At 68.4% G+C, this 16,681-nt stretch carries 16 protein-coding genes; 9 read left to right on the forward strand and 7 right to left on the reverse strand.

Annotated elements, in window-relative coordinates:
* The 4 genes from LHP98_RS00005 to LHP98_RS00020 form a co-directional block, all read left to right on the forward strand.
* Positions 1-178, forward strand: a 178-nt coding sequence (locus LHP98_RS00005) for a helix-turn-helix domain-containing protein (protein ID WP_227251510.1), incomplete at its 5' end; no start/stop codon positions are given.
* 970 nt (positions 179-1,148) lie between these two features.
* On the forward strand, positions 1,149-1,448 hold the full coding sequence (locus LHP98_RS00010) for a hypothetical protein (RefSeq protein ID WP_227250449.1): 300 nt from the start codon (positions 1,149-1,151) through the stop codon (positions 1,446-1,448).
* 142 nt (positions 1,449-1,590) lie between these two features.
* Positions 1,591-1,785 (forward strand): hypothetical protein, encoded by a 195-nt coding sequence (locus tag LHP98_RS00015; RefSeq protein ID WP_227250450.1) that lies wholly within the window; start codon positions 1,591-1,593, stop codon positions 1,783-1,785.
* 49 nt (positions 1,786-1,834) lie between these two features.
* Positions 1,835-2,728 carry a transglutaminase family protein gene (locus LHP98_RS00020; protein WP_227250451.1) on the forward strand — a complete coding sequence of 298 codons (894 nt, stop codon included), beginning with the start codon at positions 1,835-1,837 and terminating at the stop codon, positions 2,726-2,728.
* A 161-nt stretch (positions 2,729-2,889) separates the two neighbouring features.
* Here LHP98_RS00020 and purS read toward each other — a convergent pair whose 3' ends face one another.
* Positions 2,890-3,129 (reverse strand): phosphoribosylformylglycinamidine synthase subunit PurS, encoded by a 240-nt coding sequence (purS, locus tag LHP98_RS00025; RefSeq protein WP_227250452.1) that lies wholly within the window; start codon positions 3,127-3,129, stop codon positions 2,890-2,892.
* 143 nt (positions 3,130-3,272) lie between these two features.
* Between purS and pepN the strand changes: the two genes are divergently transcribed.
* Positions 3,273-5,843 (forward strand): aminopeptidase N, encoded by a 2,571-nt coding sequence (gene pepN, locus LHP98_RS00030; protein ID WP_227250453.1) that lies wholly within the window; start codon positions 3,273-3,275, stop codon positions 5,841-5,843.
* Here the strand turns inward: pepN and LHP98_RS00035 are convergent.
* Positions 5,840-6,334 carry a transglycosylase SLT domain-containing protein gene (locus LHP98_RS00035; protein WP_413687464.1) on the reverse strand — a complete coding sequence of 165 codons (495 nt, stop codon included), beginning with the start codon at positions 6,332-6,334 and terminating at the stop codon, positions 5,840-5,842. The genes pepN and LHP98_RS00035 overlap by 4 nt on opposite strands.
* Positions 6,335-6,534: 200 nt before the next feature.
* Here LHP98_RS00035 and LHP98_RS00040 point away from each other — a divergent pair, with 200 nt between their 5' ends.
* The 3 genes from LHP98_RS00040 (at position 6,535) to LHP98_RS00050 (ending at position 9,915) form a co-directional block, all read left to right on the forward strand.
* The gene (locus tag LHP98_RS00040; RefSeq protein ID WP_227250455.1) at positions 6,535-7,752 is read left to right on the forward strand and encodes a hypothetical protein; all 1,218 of its coding nucleotides are present in this window, start codon (positions 6,535-6,537) and stop codon (positions 7,750-7,752) included.
* Positions 7,753-7,910: 158 nt separating this feature from the next.
* Positions 7,911-9,422: an Asp-tRNA(Asn)/Glu-tRNA(Gln) amidotransferase subunit GatB gene (gene gatB / locus LHP98_RS00045; protein ID WP_227250456.1), complete on the forward strand. Its 1,512-nt coding sequence runs from the start codon at positions 7,911-7,913 to the stop codon at positions 9,420-9,422.
* 94 nt (positions 9,423-9,516) lie between these two features.
* Positions 9,517-9,915 (forward strand): DUF4177 domain-containing protein, encoded by a 399-nt coding sequence (locus LHP98_RS00050; protein ID WP_227250457.1) that lies wholly within the window; start codon positions 9,517-9,519, stop codon positions 9,913-9,915.
* On the opposite strand, the gene LHP98_RS00055 is transcribed toward LHP98_RS00050, so the two are convergent.
* From LHP98_RS00055 to LHP98_RS00075, 5 genes are all read right to left on the reverse strand, one after another.
* Positions 9,916-11,019, reverse strand: a complete 1,104-nt coding sequence (locus tag LHP98_RS00055; protein ID WP_227250458.1) for a pyridoxal phosphate-dependent aminotransferase — start codon at positions 11,017-11,019, stop codon at positions 9,916-9,918.
* Between the two features lie 109 nt (positions 11,020-11,128).
* Positions 11,129-11,458 (reverse strand): DUF1992 domain-containing protein, encoded by a 330-nt coding sequence (locus tag LHP98_RS00060; protein ID WP_227250459.1) that lies wholly within the window; start codon positions 11,456-11,458, stop codon positions 11,129-11,131.
* Between the two features lie 122 nt (positions 11,459-11,580).
* Positions 11,581-14,745, reverse strand: a complete 3,165-nt coding sequence (locus LHP98_RS00065) for a valine--tRNA ligase (protein ID WP_227250460.1) — start codon at positions 14,743-14,745, stop codon at positions 11,581-11,583.
* Between the two features lie 104 nt (positions 14,746-14,849).
* A complete protein-coding gene (locus LHP98_RS00070) occupies positions 14,850-15,602 on the reverse strand; it encodes a VOC family protein (protein WP_227250461.1) in 753 nt (250 codons plus the stop codon).
* 1 nt (position 15,603) lies between these two features.
* Entirely contained in the window at positions 15,604-15,951 is a 348-nt protein-coding gene (locus tag LHP98_RS00075) for a DUF1428 domain-containing protein (RefSeq protein WP_227250462.1), read from the reverse strand.
* 74 nt (positions 15,952-16,025) lie between these two features.
* Here LHP98_RS00075 and LHP98_RS00080 point away from each other — a divergent pair, with 74 nt between their 5' ends.
* Positions 16,026-16,679, forward strand: coding sequence for a winged helix-turn-helix transcriptional regulator (locus LHP98_RS00080; RefSeq protein ID WP_227250463.1), 654 nt, complete (start codon positions 16,026-16,028; stop codon positions 16,677-16,679).
* The last annotated feature ends 2 nt before the right edge of the window (positions 16,680-16,681 follow it).

The raw sequence follows: 16,681 nt of genomic DNA on the forward strand, positions 1-16,681 counted from the left end.
GGCCGATGCGCTGGGGCTGAGTGCGGTGCACGTCAACCGGGTGCTGCGCGAGCTGCGCGAAGACGGGCTGGTGACGTTCCAGAAGGGCCGGGTGGTGTTCGACGACTACGAAGCCCTGGTCGAGTTCGCCGCCTTCGACCGCGCCTATCTTGACCACGAAGGGCCGCTCCTGGCCTGAGCCAGGGGTCCGCCCTTCCGGGACCGCATGCCCCGGAAAGGCAAGCTCGGGCCTACGCCAGCGCTTGGGTGGCCGCGTTCAGCGACGGCAGATGCGGTAATGGGGCGACCTCCCGGCGCTGAGTCGGATCCCGGGCTTTTCCCGTTGGGTAACGCGCACCCGGTCCGTCCGTTTCGAGACGGGTCGGCTTGGTGGGTCGGGGTTGTGCAGGGGGGCTGTCGCGGACGGAGTCGGCGGGTTTCCGCAGACCCGAGGTCACCTTGGCGCAACCCCGCCGACCGCCAGATCGAGCCGAGAAGGGAGCATCGCCGCGGTGGATGAGCAGGTGCGAACGACGGCAGCAGTCACCGACCCGGCACAGCAGGACACGATCGACGAAGGCTCGCCCGTCGTGGCGGGCGCGTGAACGGCCGTCCCGTTGCCACGCGCAAGGTGCAGCGGGGCAACGGGATTTCGGCCTGGTCCACCAGCGCGGTCAGCCGGGCCATCTTTTCGGCCGCCCGCTCAGCGCCGGTTTTGCGTCTTCCCGTCAGGACCGGGCGACCTGGGCGCCCAGGTCGCGGTCACGGCCATAGACCGCCGTGGCCCGGGCCGGCAGGATCAGGCCTCGTTGCGGGGCCGAATTGGCCTGCTGCACGATGGCCTCTTGCTGGACGGCCGGGTTTTCTGGCCAGCCCCGCCCGCGCCCCTGCGGGGCGACGTTCTGGCACCATTGGCGCTTGTCCCGGGCTTTGCCGTGGCTCGGGGATTTCTGCGGCGGCTTGCCGCCGCGGGTCAGCGCCAGACTGCACCTTGACGCCCTGTCCCCGCACCGGGGGCAGGGCGCCTGCTTCCCGCATGACCCGGCCCGGCAAGGCCGACCGCCGCACTAACCCCGATCAGCCCGCCGCAGGCCTTTGCCCTGTAGGATCGTCGCATCGCCTGACGGCGAAGGCGCCGCCGTGCCGGCTTGGCCAGAGGAAACGCGACGATGGAATCCAGATCCTCCCGCACGACCGTCGCTTTCCGGCACCCGTTCGCCTTGTCGCATGCGGGCGAAGCCCTGCCCGCCGGCGATTATGAGGTCGTCATCGAAGAAGAGCGTCTGCAAGGCCTGAGCTTCGACGCCTTCCGGCGCACCGCCACTTTCCTTGTGGTCAACGCCGGCGGGTCCGGTCGAACCGAAATGCACCCGGTCACCGAGCAGGACCTGCAACGCGCCATCGACCGGGACCGCGCGCTGTCCGAGGCGGCACCAGACGGCGCGGCACCTGCGGGCGATCTGCGATGAAGCCGGTGGTGGCAGCGCCGCTCGCGGCCCCCAGGGCGCCCCGACGGCGCCCCCGACCGCCACCAGACGCATGCCCCCGAACCCTGGTCGCGCGGCAGCTTTTCCGGCGCCGCGCGGCCGATCAAGCGCAAGGAGCGCCGCCATGACCCCGCCGCACCCTGAGCTGGAACACATTGCCCCCGCCCGCAAGGATGTTCCGGCCGACCGCGTTTGCATGCGCTGCAAGGTCACCTTCCGAAGCGAGGGCTTCGGTGAACGCATCTGCCCGCGCTGCAAGTCCTCGGTCTCGTGGCGAACCTTCGTCTCGGTCAGCGACGGACGCGCGCGGCGCGGATAGGCCGCCCCGGCCCGACGCATGACGGCCCCCAACCGATCGGCCCGACACAGTGCCCCTGCTCAGCATCGTTCACGAGACCCTCTATAACTACCGGACGCCGGTCCTTCTGGGGCCGCACCGGATGATGCTTCGGCCGCGCGAAACCCCGGAGTTGAAGCTGATGTCCCACGACCTGATCCTGACACCCGAGGCCAGCCTGACCTGGGCGCATGACGTGGCCGGCAACACGGTCGCCACCGCGACCTTCACCGACCTGACCGACACCCTGGCCATCGAAAGCCGGACCATCCTTGACCTCAGCGCGCCAGCCTGGCCGGTCTTTGCGATTGCCGCTTCGGCCATCGACTATCCCTTCCGCTATTCCGCCGACGACGGTCTGGACCTTGGCCCGCTGGCATGGCCGCAATACGCCGATTCGGCCGGGCGGCTGTCGGCCTGGGCAGAAAGCTTCGTGATGCAGCACCCGACCGACACCTTGTCGCTGTTGAAGGATGTCAGCATCGGCGTTTCGTCCCGGATCGCCTATCAAAGCCGCGAGGTCGAAGGCACCCAGGGCCCGCTTGAGACGCTGGATCGGGGCTGGGGAACCTGCCGGGATTTCGCGGTGCTGTTCGCCGAGGCCGTCAGGACGCTTGGCTTCGGGGCGCGGATCGTCTCGGGCTACCTGTTCGACCCGGACGGAGAGCGCACCGGCTCGGCCGGCCCGGGGTCCACCCACGCCTGGGTCGAAGTCTTCCTGCCCGGAGCCGGCTGGATCGCCATCGACCCGACGAACCGGTCCGTGGGATCGGCAAACCTGATCCCTGTCGCAGTGGCCCGGCACATCGCCCAGGTCGTGCCGGTTTCGGGCAGCTTTCAGGGGCAGGAATCCGGCCCCGTCGAGATGACGGTGAAAGTCAGCGTCCAGCCCGCCGGGCCGATGGCCCGGCCGACCGAGGCCTGACCCTCACCGGTGTCCGGGAAACGCAACGGCCAGCCGGGCGGTCAATGGCACGGCCGATGCGCCGGAGCGGCACACCCATCCTGCCCGGGCCAAGGCGAAGGCGCGCGCCGGACGGCATCCACAGGGTCGCAGGGCAAAGCGGCAGGCGGGCTGGCGACGGCTCAGTGCAACTCGACCCGGTAGCTTTCGATCACCGTGTTGGCGAGCAGCTTTTCGCACATTGCCTTGACCGCCGTCTCGGCGGCCACCGCATCGGTCTCGGCCAGGTCAAGCTCGATCACCTTGCCTTGCCGCACGCCATTCACGCCGGCAAAGCCAAGCGAGCCAAGGGCATGGCGGATCGCCTCGCCCTGCGGGTCCAGCACGCCGGTCTTCAACATGACGGTGACGCGGGCTTTCATCGGCAACCTCCGGGCAGGGATGGCGTCCCCTTACCGCCGCCGGGGGCGCGGGGCAAGGGCCGGCGGTGCGGCCGGCCGGCAAACACCGCCCTTGCGCCCGAAGCCGCATCGCCCGATCCTGCCGCCCGAACCCGGAGCCCGCGATGACCGATCCACGCACTGTCTATCTGTCCGACTACCGCCCCTACAGTCATCTGGTCGATCAGGTCGACCTGACCTTCCGCCTGGCGCCGAAGGCGACCCGCGTCGAGGCGCGGCTGCACCTGCGCCCGAACCCCGCTGCGCCAGGCCGGCATGTGCTGCGGCTGGATGGCGAGGGGCTGCGGCTGGTCTCGGTCCGCCTCGATGGCGCCTTGCTGGACCTGACGCCCGACGCCACCGGTCTGACGGTGCCGGCCGATCTGTTGCCCGAAGCGCCCTTCGTGCTGGAAACCCTGGTCGAGATCGACCCCGAGGCGAACACCGCGCTGGAGGGGCTGTACATGTCGAAAGGCATGTATTGCACCCAGTGCGAGGCCGAGGGCTTTCGCAAGATCACCTTCTACCCCGACCGGCCCGACGTGATGGCGCCGTTCCGGGTGCGCATCGAAGCCGACCTGCCGGTGCTGTTGTCGAACGGCAACCCGGTGGCGCAAGGCGCGGCCTGGGCCGAATGGCACGACCCCTGGCCCAAGCCCGCCTACCTGTTCGCGCTGGTGGCGGGCGATCTGGTGGCGCACCGCGACCGCTTCACCACCCGCTCGGGCCGCGCGGTGGACCTGGGCGTGTGGGTCCGCCCCGGCGACCAGGACCGCTGCGGCTATGCCATGGACAGCCTGATCCGGTCGATGAAATGGGACGAAGACGCCTATGGCCGCGAATACGATCTGGACGTGTTCAACATCGTCGCGGTCGATGACTTCAACATGGGCGCGATGGAAAACAAGGGGCTGAACATCTTCAACTCCAAGCTTGTCCTCGCCAGCCCCGAGACCGCCACCGACGACGACTATGCCCGCATCGAGGCGGTCATCGCGCATGAGTATTTCCACAACTGGACCGGCAACCGCATCACCTGCCGCGACTGGTTCCAGCTGTGCCTGAAAGAGGGTCTGACCGTCTTTCGCGACCAGCAGTTCAGCGGCGACATGCGGTCCCATGCCGTCAAGCGCATTGAGGACGTGCTGATGCTGCGCGGCCGGCAGTTCCGTGAGGATCAGGGGCCGCTGGCGCACCCGGTGCGGCCGGACAGCTTCATCGAAATCAACAACTTCTACACCGCCACCGTCTATGAAAAGGGCGCCGAGGTGATCGGGATGCTGAAGCGCCTGGTTGGCGATGACGGCTATGCCCGGGCGCTGGACCTGTATTTCGACCGCCACGACGGCGAGGCGGCCACAATCGAAGACTGGCTCAAGGTCTTCGAGGAGGCGACGGGGCGCGATCTGGCGCAGTTCAAGCGCTGGTATACCCAGGCCGGCACACCGCGGCTGAAGGTTCACGAGGCCTGGAACCCGGGGACCGAGGGCGGCACCTACACCCTGACCTTCACCCAGGTGAACCCGCCCACGCCCGGCCAGCCGAAGAAGGACCCGCGTGTCATTCCCATCGCGGTGGGCCTGTTGAACCCCAACGGCGACGAGGTGGTGCCGACCACGGTGCTGGAGATGACGAAGGGCACCCAGAGCTTCCGCTTCGACGGCCTGGCCAGCCGCCCCATCCCGTCGATCCTGCGCGGGTTTTCGGCGCCGGTGGTGCTGGACCACCAGACCGACGCGATCGAGCGCGCCTTCCTGCTGGCGCATGACACCGACCCCTTCAACAAATGGGAGGCCGGGCGCGCGCTGGCCAAGGACATGCTGGTCAGCATGGTGGCCAAGGGCACCGGCGTGTCGAAGGCCTGGACCGAGGCCCTGGCGCAGGTGGCGCTGGACGACAGCCTTGATCCGGCGTTCCGGGCGCTGGCCCTGCGGCTGCCGGGCGAGGATGACCTGGCGCAGACGCTGCACGACCGCGGCACGGTGCCCGACCCCGAGGCGATCCGCACCGCCCGCCGCCGCGCCGGGCAGGCGCTGGCGGAACGGCTTGCGCCGCAGTTGCCGGGCCTGCTTGCGGCTCTGACCGACGACGGCGCGTTCTCGGCCGATGCCGGGGCGGCGGGGCGGCGGGCGCTCAAGGGGGCGGCGCTGGGGCTGATCGCGCGGCTTGACGGTGGCGCGGTGGCGAAGGCGGCCTATGCCGCGGCCAGCACCATGACCGAAACGGTGGCCGCGCTGGCGGCTCTGCTGGATATCGGCGAGGGGGCCGGGGAACTGGCGCAGTTCCAGGCCCGCTGGGCCGCGGCGCCGCTGGTGATGGACAAGTGGTATGCCCTGCAGATCGCGCTGGCCCCGCCCGAACACGCAGCGGCGCTGACCGAACGGCTGACCGCGCGGCCGGATTTCGACTGGAAGAACCCCAACCGCTTCCGCAGCGTGATTGGCGCGCTGGCGGGCAATCATGCCGGCTTCCACCACGCCAGCGGGGCGGGCTACCGGGTGGTGGCGGACTGGCTGCTCAAGCTTGACCCGCTGAACCCGCAGACCGCCGCGCGCATGTCCACCGCCTTCGAGACCTGGCGGCGCTACGATCCGGCGCGGCAGGCACAGGCCCGGGCGGCGCTGGACCGCATCGCGGACACGCCCGGCCTCAGCCGGGACCTGTCGGAAATGGCAGGGCGGATGCTGGGGGCCTAGCCCGCCTGGCACCAGGGCTGGGCGCTGGTCCAGCCCGCCATGTCGGCGCGCTTGTCGGCCTTGCGGAACGGCATCCAGTCGCGCCCAAGGCCGCGGTTGCCCTTGCCGGCGACCACTCCGTCGCGCGCCACGTCTTCGGCAAAGATCGACACCGCACAGGTCAGGTTTGCCGCGCCATCCTTCAGCGCCGCCGCCGATGGCGCGGCGCAGCCATGCCCGCGTGCCGTCTTGGGCGAGATCTGCATCAGCCCGATCCAGCGCCCGCCGCCGCCTGCCGCCGCCGGGTTCCAGCCGCTTTCGTGCTTGGCGACCGCGCTCATCAACCCCACCCAGAAGGCGCGGCGTTCGGCCAGGCCGGCCTTGGCATAGCCCGGGCACCAGGCCGCAATGTCGGCCGGCACGCGGCTGGCCAGGGCCTGGTCCTGCGCCGCCACCGCCAGCAGGGCCGCCCGTGTCCAGTCCGCTGCCTCGGGCCGGTGATCCCAGCGCATCGGCGGCGTCGCACCGGAAAGGTCGGCGTCGATTGCGGGTCCCAGCGGCACGCAGCCAGCCAGGGCCAGCGCGACTGTGGCGGCCCGGACACAACCTGAGGTTCGTGCGAAAGATTGTTTCGGGATCCCGCCGGCAACCATTTTTCTGCCCTTATTTGCAGTGAATTGTAGCAACGAGACTCCAAAACGGCAGTTCAGACATGGCCGATATACAATCCGACGAGCAGGTGAACAGCCGTTTGGGTCAGACTGCGCGGGAAATTGCCGCACGCCTGGGCCGCGTCTTGCGCCGGTCAGACCGGGCCGAGGCCCGCCGCCTGCGCGCCGCCGAAGCCGATCGCCCCCTCGCCGAACGCCTGCATGTGCCGATCGTCGAGGTATCGCCCGAAAGCCGGTACTGTGCCGAAATCGTCCAGACCCATGCGGCGCTGGCGCAGGCGGACCGCTGGGCCGAATTGCTGGCCGAAGTCCGTCGTGCCGATCAGGCGCGGGCGGGCGCACCGGCCGGCCGGCGGCTGGCCGTGCTGGCGTCGGACGGCGCGCGCGCCGCCCTGACGGCGGCCATCGCCAGCCGGGACTGGGCCGCCGCGGACGAGGCGCTGGATCGGCTGGACGCGATGCAGGCCGTCCACCATGACGACTATGCCGCCGCGCAGATTCTGGCGCAGGCCCATCTTGATCTTGGCTGGGCCCGGCGGGGCACCGCCTGCGAAGCCGGGCCGGGCGGTGCGGGCCGGCAAGGCTTTCTAAGCCATACCGCCGAGGCAGAGCGCGTGCTCGACCAGTTCGATCCGATCGAGGAGAACTCGCCCCTGCTGGCCGGCACCCGCTATCGGCTGGTGCAGGGCATCGACGAGGGCGAGGCGCTGGTCCGCGACTGGTATCAGGACTGGTCCGACCTGGACCCGACCTGCCCCGAGCCGCATGCCGCCCATGCCGTGCACCTGCTGCCGCCCTGGTATGGCCGGCCCGAGGGCTTCGAGGCCGAGGCCCGTGCCGCGGTCAAGCGCACCTCGGACGTGTCGGGCGCCGCGGCCTATGCGGTGTTCTATCTCAGCGCGGCCCAGGCGCAGGGCGACTACCCCCCCGGCATGGACCTGGGCCTGTTCGTGCGCGGTCTGATCGACCATCACCGCGCCACCGGCTGCCAGTATCGCGCCAACATCGTGGCCGGCGCGCTGACCGAACTGGCGCATTCGCAGGGATACGATACGACGCTGGCCTCGATGCGGGCCAAGGTGGTGATGGAGACGCTGGACGACCACGTCCGCGACAACCTGCGCGAGTTCCACCTGCCGGCCTGGGAAAATGGTCTGGACTGCATTCACTGGGCCATGGGCCAGTTGTTCCACGACGATCTGCTGCGCGGCGCTCATATCTATCCCGGCGTCGCCGGCCTGGAAGCACGGATGCCCTGAACCCCGGGCAGTCGATTTCCGAAGCCGGAAATCGTGCCCGGAATTCGAAGTCGAATTCCGGCGCCGGGGCTGGCGTCAGGTCGTGCGCGGGGCTTGCGCCGCGCCGGAGCGCATCCTAAAGGCAAGCGCAGATGCGCCGGATTGCCGGAGGGGATGCCATGCTCGACCTGATCACTACCTCGCCCAAGCCCAAGGTCATTCAGGGTGCCAAGGCCGATTGGGAACTGGTGATCGGGATGGAGATCCATGCCCAGGTTGCCTCGAACGCCAAGCTGTTCTCGGGTGCGTCCACCACCTTCGGGGCGGAACCCAACACCAACGTCTCCTTCGTCGATTGCGCGATGCCGGGAATGCTGCCGGTGCTGAACGAATTCTGCGTGGAACAGGCGGTGCGCACCGGCCTTGGGCTGAAGGCGCAGATCAACCTGGTCTCGGCCTTTGACCGCAAGAACTACTTCTACCCCGACCTGCCGCAGGGCTATCAGATCAGCCAGCTTTATCACCCCATCGTCGGCGAGGGCGAGGTGATCGTCGAGATGGGTCCGGGCATCGCCCGCCGGGTGCGGATCGAGCGCATCCACCTGGAGCAGGACGCCGGCAAGTCGATCCATGACATCGATCCGAACCTGTCGTTCGTCGACTACAACCGCACCGGCGTGGCGCTGATGGAAATCGTCAGCCGGCCTGATCTGCGCGGCCCGGAAGAGGCTGCCGCCTATGTCGCCAAGCTGCGCCAGATCCTGCGCTACCTGGGCACCTGCGACGGCAACATGCAGAACGGCAACCTGCGGGCCGACGTGAACGTCTCGGTCTGCCGGCCGGGGCAGTACGAGAAGTATCAGGAAACCCAGGACTTCAGCCACCTCGGCACCCGCTGCGAGATCAAGAACATGAACTCGATGCGGTTCATCATGGCCGCCATCGAATACGAGGCTCGCCGCCAGATCGCCATCGTCGAGGACGGCGGCAAGATCGTGCAGGAAACCCGGCTGTATGACCCCGACAAGGGCGAGACCCGCAGCATGCGGTCCAAGGAAGAGGCGCACGATTACCGCTACTTCCCCGACCCCGACCTGCTGCCGCTTGAAATCGAGCAGCCCTGGGTCGATGCCATCGCCGCGTCGATGCCCGAACTGCCTGATGCCAAAAAGGCCCGCTTCATGGCCGATTTCGGCCTGACCGACTATGACGCCTCGGTGCTGACCGCCGAACTGGACAGCGCCCGTTTCTTCGAAGCCGTGGCGCTGGGACGCGACGGCAAGCTGGCCGCCAACTGGGTCATCAACGAGCTGTTCGGGCGGCTGAAGAAGGAAGGCCACGACATCACCGAAAGCCCGGTCTCTGCGGCGCAACTGGGCGGGATCATCGACCTGATTTCCGCCGGCACCATTTCCGGCAAGATCGCCAAGGACTTGTTCGAGATCGTCTATACCGAAGACGGCGATCCGGCGCAGATCGTGGAAGACCGCGGCATGAAGCAGGTCACCGACACCGGCGCGATCGAGGCGGCGGTGGATGCGATCATCGCCGAAAACCCCGCCCAGGTGGAAAAGGCCAAGGCCAACGCCAAGCTTGCGGGCTGGTTCGTCGGCCAGGTGATGAAGGCCACCGGCGGCAAGGCCAACCCGGCGGCGGTGAACGATCTGGTGATGAAGAAGCTGGGGTTGTAAGGCCCCGGCCGTCGTCCGCCGACTGGACAGGCTCTTCATTTGCCCTTTGCGGGTGTTGCCCCTATCCTGAGCCTGGTCCGGTGGGAGACAGCCGATGCAGCTTTACGAATACAAGGTCGTTCCCGCACCGCGCCGAGGGGAAAAGGCCCGCGGCGTGAAATCGACGGAAGAGCGTTTCGCCCTGACCCTGACCATGCTGATGAACGATCTGGCGCGCGACGGCTGGGACTATGTCCGCGCCGATGCGCTGCCCTGTGATGAACGGGTCGGGCTGACCGGGTCGAAGACCACATTCCAGAACATGCTGGTATTCCGCCGGTCGCTGGGTGCCGCGGCCCCGGCCGAACCCGTGAGCAGTCCGCTGGTGGCCATTCCCTTCCTGCGGGCGGACCCCGACGACACCGGCGCGCCGGTGCGGCTGGGCACGCCCGAGGCGCGAGAGGGCAAGGCCCCGGCGCTGGGGCCGGCCAAGTCGGACCTGGCGGCCGAGTGATCAGTCCGCCGCGGCGCGCAGCGCCTGCGGCAGCACCTCTTCCACCACGTCCATCGCCGGGTCCGGCCCCAGGCTGACCCGCAGGCAGCGGTCCAGCGGCGCCACGCCGGGCATGCGGATGAACAGGCCGCGGGCCTGGCATTCGGCCAGCACGCGACGGGCGAAATCGCCGTCACGGCCCAGGTCGAGGGCAACGAAGTTGGTGGCCGAGGGCAGCGGCGCCAGACCGTTCGCACTTGCGATCCGACCCATCCGGGCGCGGGCGGCGGCGACGGCCAGCCGGACATGGGCCAGCCAGTCCTGGTCCCGCAGCGCCTGCAAGGCGCCGATCTGGCTGATGCGGCACATGCCGAAATGGTCACGCACCTTGTCGAAGGCGCGGGCCAGGGCGGGTTCGGCTATGGCATAGCCGACCCGCGCGCCGGCCATGCCATAGCCCTTGGAAAAGGTTCGAAAGCGGATCACCTGCGGGTGGTCGGCCGGGATCGAAGGAATCGCCTCGGGCGGGGCGAGGTCGGCATAGGCCTCGTCCAGCACCAGCAGCGTGTCGGCGGGCAGGTTGGCGGCAAGGTCCTCGATCACCGCGCCGGGGTGGTGGCTGCCCATCGGGTTGTCCGGATTGGCGAGGTAGAGCAGCCGCGCGGTCTGCCCCGTGGCGGCGGCAAGCAGCGCGTGCAGGTCTTCGTGGTTGTCCCGGTAAGGCACGCGGGCCAGCGCCCCGCCATAGCCCGCAACGTGGAAGGCGAAGGTCGGATAGGCGCCCAGGCTGGTGACGACCGGGGTACCGGGGGCCAGCGTCAGGCGGCACAACAGGCCGAGAAGGGTATCGACGCCGGGGCCGACGACGATGTTGTCGGGGCCGCAGCCGTGGTGGGCGGCAAGGGCGTGCTTGAGGTCGTGGTTTTCCGGGTCGGCGTATTTCCAGACCTCGGCCGCGGCGGCCTGCATCGCGGCCAGGGCCTTGGGCGAGGGGCCGAACAGGCTTTCGTTGGCGCCAAGCCGGGCGCGGAAGGGCGTGCCGGTCCGGCGTTCCAGGGTCTCGGGGCCGGTGAAGGGCACCGTCGAGGGCAGGGCGGCGGCGTGGAGGGTCAGGAAGCGGCTCATGGGCCGGGAGTTTGGCGGCGCGCGTGGTGCGCCGCAAGACGATTTCCGACTTCGGAAATCGTGCACGGAATTCGACTTCGAATTCCGGCGCCCGTTCCGCCAACCGATGTCAGCGCAGGAATTTGCGGCGGGCGTCCTCGGCGATGCCCTGCAGCATCTCCAGCCGGGCGAGCTCGGCCATGGCGGCCTTGCGCTCGGCCTCGTCGGTCAGGGTGGCCAAGTAGGCCCGTTGCGCCGCGGCCCGTTTCTTCAGGACGATTTCCTCGGGCAAGACACCGGCTTCGGCCATGATGCGAAAGCCAAGGGCATCGCCGTGGCTGACGAAGGCGTCGCCCGGGCGGTCGGGCAGGGGTTTGCCCTCGCCCTCAAGGCCCTGAAGCTGGCCCTTCAGGCGGGCGGCCTGGATGCGGCGTTCGGCAAGGCGCGAGAGCCAAGACATGGGCATACCCCTTTTCCGGTGCAGTCTGCGCCTATGGCCGGCCCAGGAAAAGGGGGGCTTTGCGCCCCCCCTCGGACCTGCGGTCCTTCACCCCCCCGCAGGGTATTTTCGCCAAGATGAAGTCAGCCGAGGTCGGCCAGGCGCTTGAGGGCGGCTTCGATCTTGCCGGCCTCGTCCTCGCGGGCCTCAAGGTTGGACCTGGCTTCTTCCACCACGTCCTCGGGGGCGGATTTCACGAAGTTGGGGTTGTCGAGCCGGCCCTTGAGGCCGCCGATTTCCTTGGCCAACTTGTCCAGGGCCTTGGAGAGGCGGGATTTTTCTTCCGCGATGTCGATCAGGCCTTGCAGCGGGATAGCGAAGGACGCGCCTTCCAGCGCAACCGCGATCGAGCCCTTGGGGGCGGTGCCTTCGGCGAAGCTGTCAATCCGGGCGAGGCGGCGGATGATCGTCTCGTTCCTGTCCCAGGCGGCACGGGCGGCGGGCGAAAGTTCGGTCGCCACGAGGTCGATCTTCAGACCCACCGGGACATGCACCTGCGCCCGGGCCGAGCGGATTTCGTCGATCAGCCCGGTGACGAAGCCCATTTCCGCCTCGGCATCCCTTTGCACCAGTTCGGCGCCGTAGGCGGGCCAGTCGGTGTGGACCATCAGCCTGGCGCGTTTGCCCGTGGTGGCCCAGAGGTCTTCGGTCAGGAAGGGCATGAAGGGGTGCAAGAGGATCATCGTCTGGTCCAGCACCCAGGCCATGGTTGCGCGGGTTTCGGCGGCGTCGGGGCCGTCGAAGAGGGGCTTGGCAAACTCGACATACCAGTCGCAAACCTTGCCCCAGACGAACTTGTACAGCGCATCCGCCGCCTGGTCGAAGCGGAAGTCCTGCAAGCTTGCGTTGACCTCGGCCAGCGCCTTGGCGGTTTCGCCGATGATCCAGCGATTGGCGGTGGCCGACGGCGTGGGGGGCGTGGCTTGGGTCGCGTGGCCTTCCCAGACCCCGTTCATCTCGGCAAAGCGGCAGGCGTTCCACAGCTTGGTGCCGAAGTTGCGGTAACCGGCGATGCGGCTTGTGTCCAGCTTCAGCACCCCGCCAAGCGAGGCCATGGCCGCATTGGCAAAGCGCAGCGCATCGGCGCCGTATTCGTCGATGATCTCCAAGGGATCGATGACGTTGCCGAGGGATTTCGACATCTTCTTGCCCTTGGCGTCGCGGACAAGCCCGTGCAGATAGACGGTGTGGAACGGGATATCGTTTACCACCGCCAGCTGCATCATCATCATCCGGGCGACCCAGAAGAACAGGATGTCCTGCCCGGTCACCAGGACCGAGGTCGGGAAGTAGCGGTCCAGTTCCGGGGTGGTCTCCGGCCAGCCGAGCGTGCCGATGGGCCAGAGGCCGGAGGAGAACCAGGTGTCAAGAACGTCGGGGTCGCGCCAGACCGGGTAGGTCAGCCTTGTCGGGTCCTGGTCCACCTCATAGGTGGCCAATGAGGCCGCAAGCGACTCCACCGCCGCGGCGCGATCGGCGACTGCCACGACGCGGGCATGGTTCAACGGGTGGGGCAAGGCGGCCAAGGCATCGCGGAAGCGGTCCGCGACGCCGTCGAAGGTCGCGGCGCACTGGTAGGTCGCCTCGCGCGTGGCATAGCCGCCGTCACCCAGCACGCGCAGCATCTCGACCTGGTCCAGCGCTTCGTCACCCTCATCGTCGCTGAAGTCCGGGGCGGAAAGGTCAAGACCATACCACACCGGAATCTGGTGCCCCCACCAGAGCTGGCGGGAGATGCACCAGGGCTCGATGTTTTCCAGCCAGTGGAAATAGGTCTTCTCGCCGCTTGGCGGGATGATCCTGGTGCGGCCCGTCCGCACCGCCTCCAGCGCCGGTTCGACGATCCTGGCGGTGTCGACGAACCACTGGTCGGTCAGCATCGGCTCGATCACCACCTTCGAGCGGTCGCCGAACGGTTGCATGATCGGCTTGCTTTCGACGAAGGGCACCCGTTCCAGGTGTTCCGCGCCGGTTTCCTTGTCGATGCTCTTCTGCAGAACCGTCACGGCCAGGCCCTCGGCGGTGATCTGCTCGACCACGCGCTTGCGGGCCTCGTACCGGTCAAGGCCGCGCAGGTCGTCGGGCACCAGGTTCAGCGCGTCGATCTCGGTTTCAGACAGTTCGATCGGCCGTTCCGCGATGCCGGGGGTGGCATAGCCGCGGTCCAAGAGCCAGGCGCGCGACATCTGCTGCGCGATCAGCGCGGCTTCGGCATAGGGCGCGCCGTCGTCGCGCATCCGCGCCTTGGTGTCCATCAGGCGGTACAGCGGAATGCCCCCGCGCTGCGCCACGGCATAGTCGTTGAAGTCATGCGCGCCGGTGATCTTGACGGCGCCCGAGCCGAAGGTCGGGTCGGGGTATTCGTCGGTGATGATCGGGATCAGGCGGCGGTGTTCCTTCGGGCCTACCGGGATTTCGCAAAGTCTGCCGACGATGGGCGCATAGCGTTCATCCGAAGGGTGAACCGCCACAGCGCCGTCGCCCAGCATGGTTTCGGGCCGGGTGGTGGCGATGCTGATGTAATCCCGCGTCTCGCGCAGGGTCACGCGGCCGGTCTCGTCTTTCTCGACGTATTCGTAGGTCTGGCCCCCGGCGAGCGGGTACTTGAAGTGCCACATGTGGCCGGGGGTCTCGAGGTTCTCGACCTCGAGATCGGAAATCGCCGTCTCGAAGTGGGGGTCCCAGTTCACCAGCCGCTTGCCGCGGTAGATCAGGCCCTTGGTGTAAAGGTCGACGAAAACCTTGATCACGGCGTCGTGGAAGTTGCCCTCTTCCCCCGCCGGCGCACCCGGGGCGCCCGACATGGTGAAGGCCTCGCGGTCCCAGTCGCAGCTGGCGCCAAGGCGTTCCAGCTGGCCGCGGATATTGCCGCGCGACTTCTGCTTTTGCTGCCAGACCCGGGCAAGGAACGCCTCGCGTCCCATGCTGCGACGGTCCGGCTCCTGGTTCAGGGCCATCTCGCGTTCGGTCACCATCTGCGTCGCGATTCCGGCGTGGTCGGTGCCGGGCTGCCACAGCGTGTCGTGCCCCTGCATGCGGTGCCAGCGGGTCAGGATGTCCTGCAACGTGTTGTTGAAGGCATGGCCCATGTGCAGGCTGCCGGTGACGTTCGGCGGCGGGATCATGATGGAAAAGGCGGGCGCCCCCGGCCGGGCATTGGCCCCGGCGCGGAACGCCTTGGCGTCCAGCCACAGCTTCGAGATCCGGGCCTCGGCCTCGGCGGCGTTGAAGGTCTTTTCCATCGGCATGGCTATGGTCCTTTGCGGCTGCCGAGGGGATACCCAATGCAGCGGCAAAGGCCAAGGGGGCAGGGCCGGAATCAGGCCGGGATCAGGCTGCGATCAGGCTGGGATCAGGCTGGGCCGACCACCGCGAAGACGGCGCCCTGCGGGTCCTGGAAATAGGCGATGAAGGCGGGGCCGGGAACCTCTTGCGGCCCGTGCAGGATCGTGCCGCCGGCGGCGCGGACGCGGTCGATGGCGGCATTGGTGCCGTTCACGCCGAAGAACGGCGTCCAGTTCGGCGGGATGCCCGGCTGCGGCAGGCGCATGATGCCGCCGATGTCGGCCTCGCCCCGGCGGATGATCTGGTAGGTGCCCATCGGCCCCATGTCCATCGCCTGGCCTGTGCCCCAGCCCAGCAGATCGCGGTAGAAGGCCAGCGCGCCGGCGGAGTCGCTGGTTTGCAACTCGTGCCAGTTGCCGTGGCCCTCCTTGCGTTGGTCGAAGGCGCTGCCCTCCTGGCCGGGCAGCGGTTGCAGCACCCCGAAGGCGGCGCCCTGCGGGTCGGCCACGACGGCAAAGCGGCCGGTGCCGGGAATGTCCTCGGGCGCGCGGTGGACGGTGCCGCCCAGCGCGGCGACTCGGGCAGTGGCGGCGTCGCAGTCGTCAACGGCGAAGTAGACCATCCAGAAACAGGGCATCGGGGCATCGGGCTGCATCAGCCCGGCGACCATGGCGCCGGTCTTCATGGCCAGCATGTAGGAAAAGCCGGGCATTCCGGCATCCTGAAACTCCCAGCCCAGCACCGGGCCATAGAAGGCCTGCGCCTGTGCCGCGTCAGGGGTGACCAGTTCGTACCAGCAGGGGGACCCATGCGCGCTCATCTCAGGCCTCCGCCGTCAGGATCGGGGTGAAGCCGCCAAAGATCATGCGGCGACCGTCGAAAGGCATCTCCACGCCTTCGACTGTGTCCATCATCGTCTTGTAGGCTGCATCGCGGGTGGCCTTGTCGGGCCAGGTCATCCAGGCAAAGACCACCGTCTCATCCGGCTGCGCTGCAACCGCGCGCAGGAAATCGGTCTGTTTGCCGGGCGGAACTTCGTCGCCCCAGCCGACGACCAGCGTCAGCGCGCCCATGTCGCGAAAGCTGGGCCACCACTTTTCCTCATGGGCGCGATAGATCTCGCGGCTTGCCGTCGGAACCGGAATCACGAAACCGTCGATATAAGCCATCCCACCCTCCCTTGGCGCTTGTATCGGACAGGGTGGCGGCTATAGTCATAAAAAGCAACTGAAAGTTATCTAATATGACCAAAGAGGACAGGCGATCCTATGACGAAGGCTGCATCGCTGCCCATGCGCTGGACCTGATCGGGGATCGCTGGGCGCTGTTGGTTGTGCGCGAACTGCTGCTTGGCCCGCGCCGGTTTGGTGCCCTGCGCGCCGGGATGCCGGGGCTCAGCGCCAATGTGCTGACGCAGCGGCTGGAGGACCTGTCCATGGCCGGGATCCTGCGGCGCGAAGACCTGCCCGCGCCGGAACAGGTGACGCTCTACCGCCTGACCGCTGCGGGCGAGGCGCTTTGGCCGGTGATTCGGGAACTGTGCCGCTGGGGCGCGACGATGCCGGGCCACGACGCGCGGCTGTTAATCAGCCCCGCGGCGCTGATGCTGTCGATGCGGGCGATGTGTGACCGCGACCGGGCCGGGCCGCACCGTGCGGTGTTCCGGTTGGGCCGCGAGGCCTTTACCGTGGAAACCGCCCCCGGCGCCTTTCGCGTCACCCGTGGGGCCGACCCGGCCGCCGGTCTGCAGTTCGAGGGCGGCACCAACGCCATGGCCCGCGCGGTCTATGCGCCGCAGCCGCTGGCCGACAGCGCCCGGGGCCTGATTGCCTTTGCCGGCGATCCGGCCGAGGGCCAGGCCTTCGTCGATCTCTTCGCGCTGCGCCGGGACAGCTAGAC

Source organism: Rhodobacter sp. Har01, assembly GCF_020564565.1.
In the GTDB taxonomy this organism is placed as follows: Bacteria; Pseudomonadota; Alphaproteobacteria; order Rhodobacterales; family Rhodobacteraceae; genus Pseudogemmobacter.

What these genes read in the sequence shown, in the direction of transcription:
- LHP98_RS00010 (WP_227250449.1), top strand. Translation starts at nt 1,149, where the DNA reads ATGGAATCCAGATCCTCCCGCACGACCGTCGCTTTCCGGCACCCGTTC.
- LHP98_RS00015 (WP_227250450.1), top strand. Translation starts at nt 1,591, where the DNA reads ATGACCCCGCCGCACCCTGAGCTGGAACACATTGCCCCCGCCCGCAAG.
- purS (WP_227250452.1), bottom strand. Translation starts at nt 3,129, where the DNA reads ATGAAAGCCCGCGTCACCGTCATGTTGAAGACCGGCGTGCTGGACCCG.
- pepN (WP_227250453.1), top strand. Translation starts at nt 3,273, where the DNA reads ATGACCGATCCACGCACTGTCTATCTGTCCGACTACCGCCCCTACAGT.
- LHP98_RS00035 (WP_413687464.1), bottom strand. Translation starts at nt 6,334, where the DNA reads ATGCGCTGGGATCACCGGCCCGAGGCAGCGGACTGGACACGGGCGGCC.
- LHP98_RS00040 (WP_227250455.1), top strand. Translation starts at nt 6,535, where the DNA reads ATGGCCGATATACAATCCGACGAGCAGGTGAACAGCCGTTTGGGTCAG.
- gatB (WP_227250456.1), top strand. Translation starts at nt 7,911, where the DNA reads ATGCTCGACCTGATCACTACCTCGCCCAAGCCCAAGGTCATTCAGGGT.
- LHP98_RS00050 (WP_227250457.1), top strand. Translation starts at nt 9,517, where the DNA reads ATGCAGCTTTACGAATACAAGGTCGTTCCCGCACCGCGCCGAGGGGAA.
- LHP98_RS00055 (WP_227250458.1), bottom strand. Translation starts at nt 11,019, where the DNA reads ATGAGCCGCTTCCTGACCCTCCACGCCGCCGCCCTGCCCTCGACGGTG.
- LHP98_RS00060 (WP_227250459.1), bottom strand. Translation starts at nt 11,458, where the DNA reads ATGTCTTGGCTCTCGCGCCTTGCCGAACGCCGCATCCAGGCCGCCCGC.
- LHP98_RS00065 (WP_227250460.1), bottom strand. Translation starts at nt 14,745, where the DNA reads ATGCCGATGGAAAAGACCTTCAACGCCGCCGAGGCCGAGGCCCGGATC.
- LHP98_RS00070 (WP_227250461.1), bottom strand. Translation starts at nt 15,602, where the DNA reads ATGAGCGCGCATGGGTCCCCCTGCTGGTACGAACTGGTCACCCCTGAC.
- LHP98_RS00075 (WP_227250462.1), bottom strand. Translation starts at nt 15,951, where the DNA reads ATGGCTTATATCGACGGTTTCGTGATTCCGGTTCCGACGGCAAGCCGC.
- LHP98_RS00080 (WP_227250463.1), top strand. Translation starts at nt 16,026, where the DNA reads ATGACCAAAGAGGACAGGCGATCCTATGACGAAGGCTGCATCGCTGCC.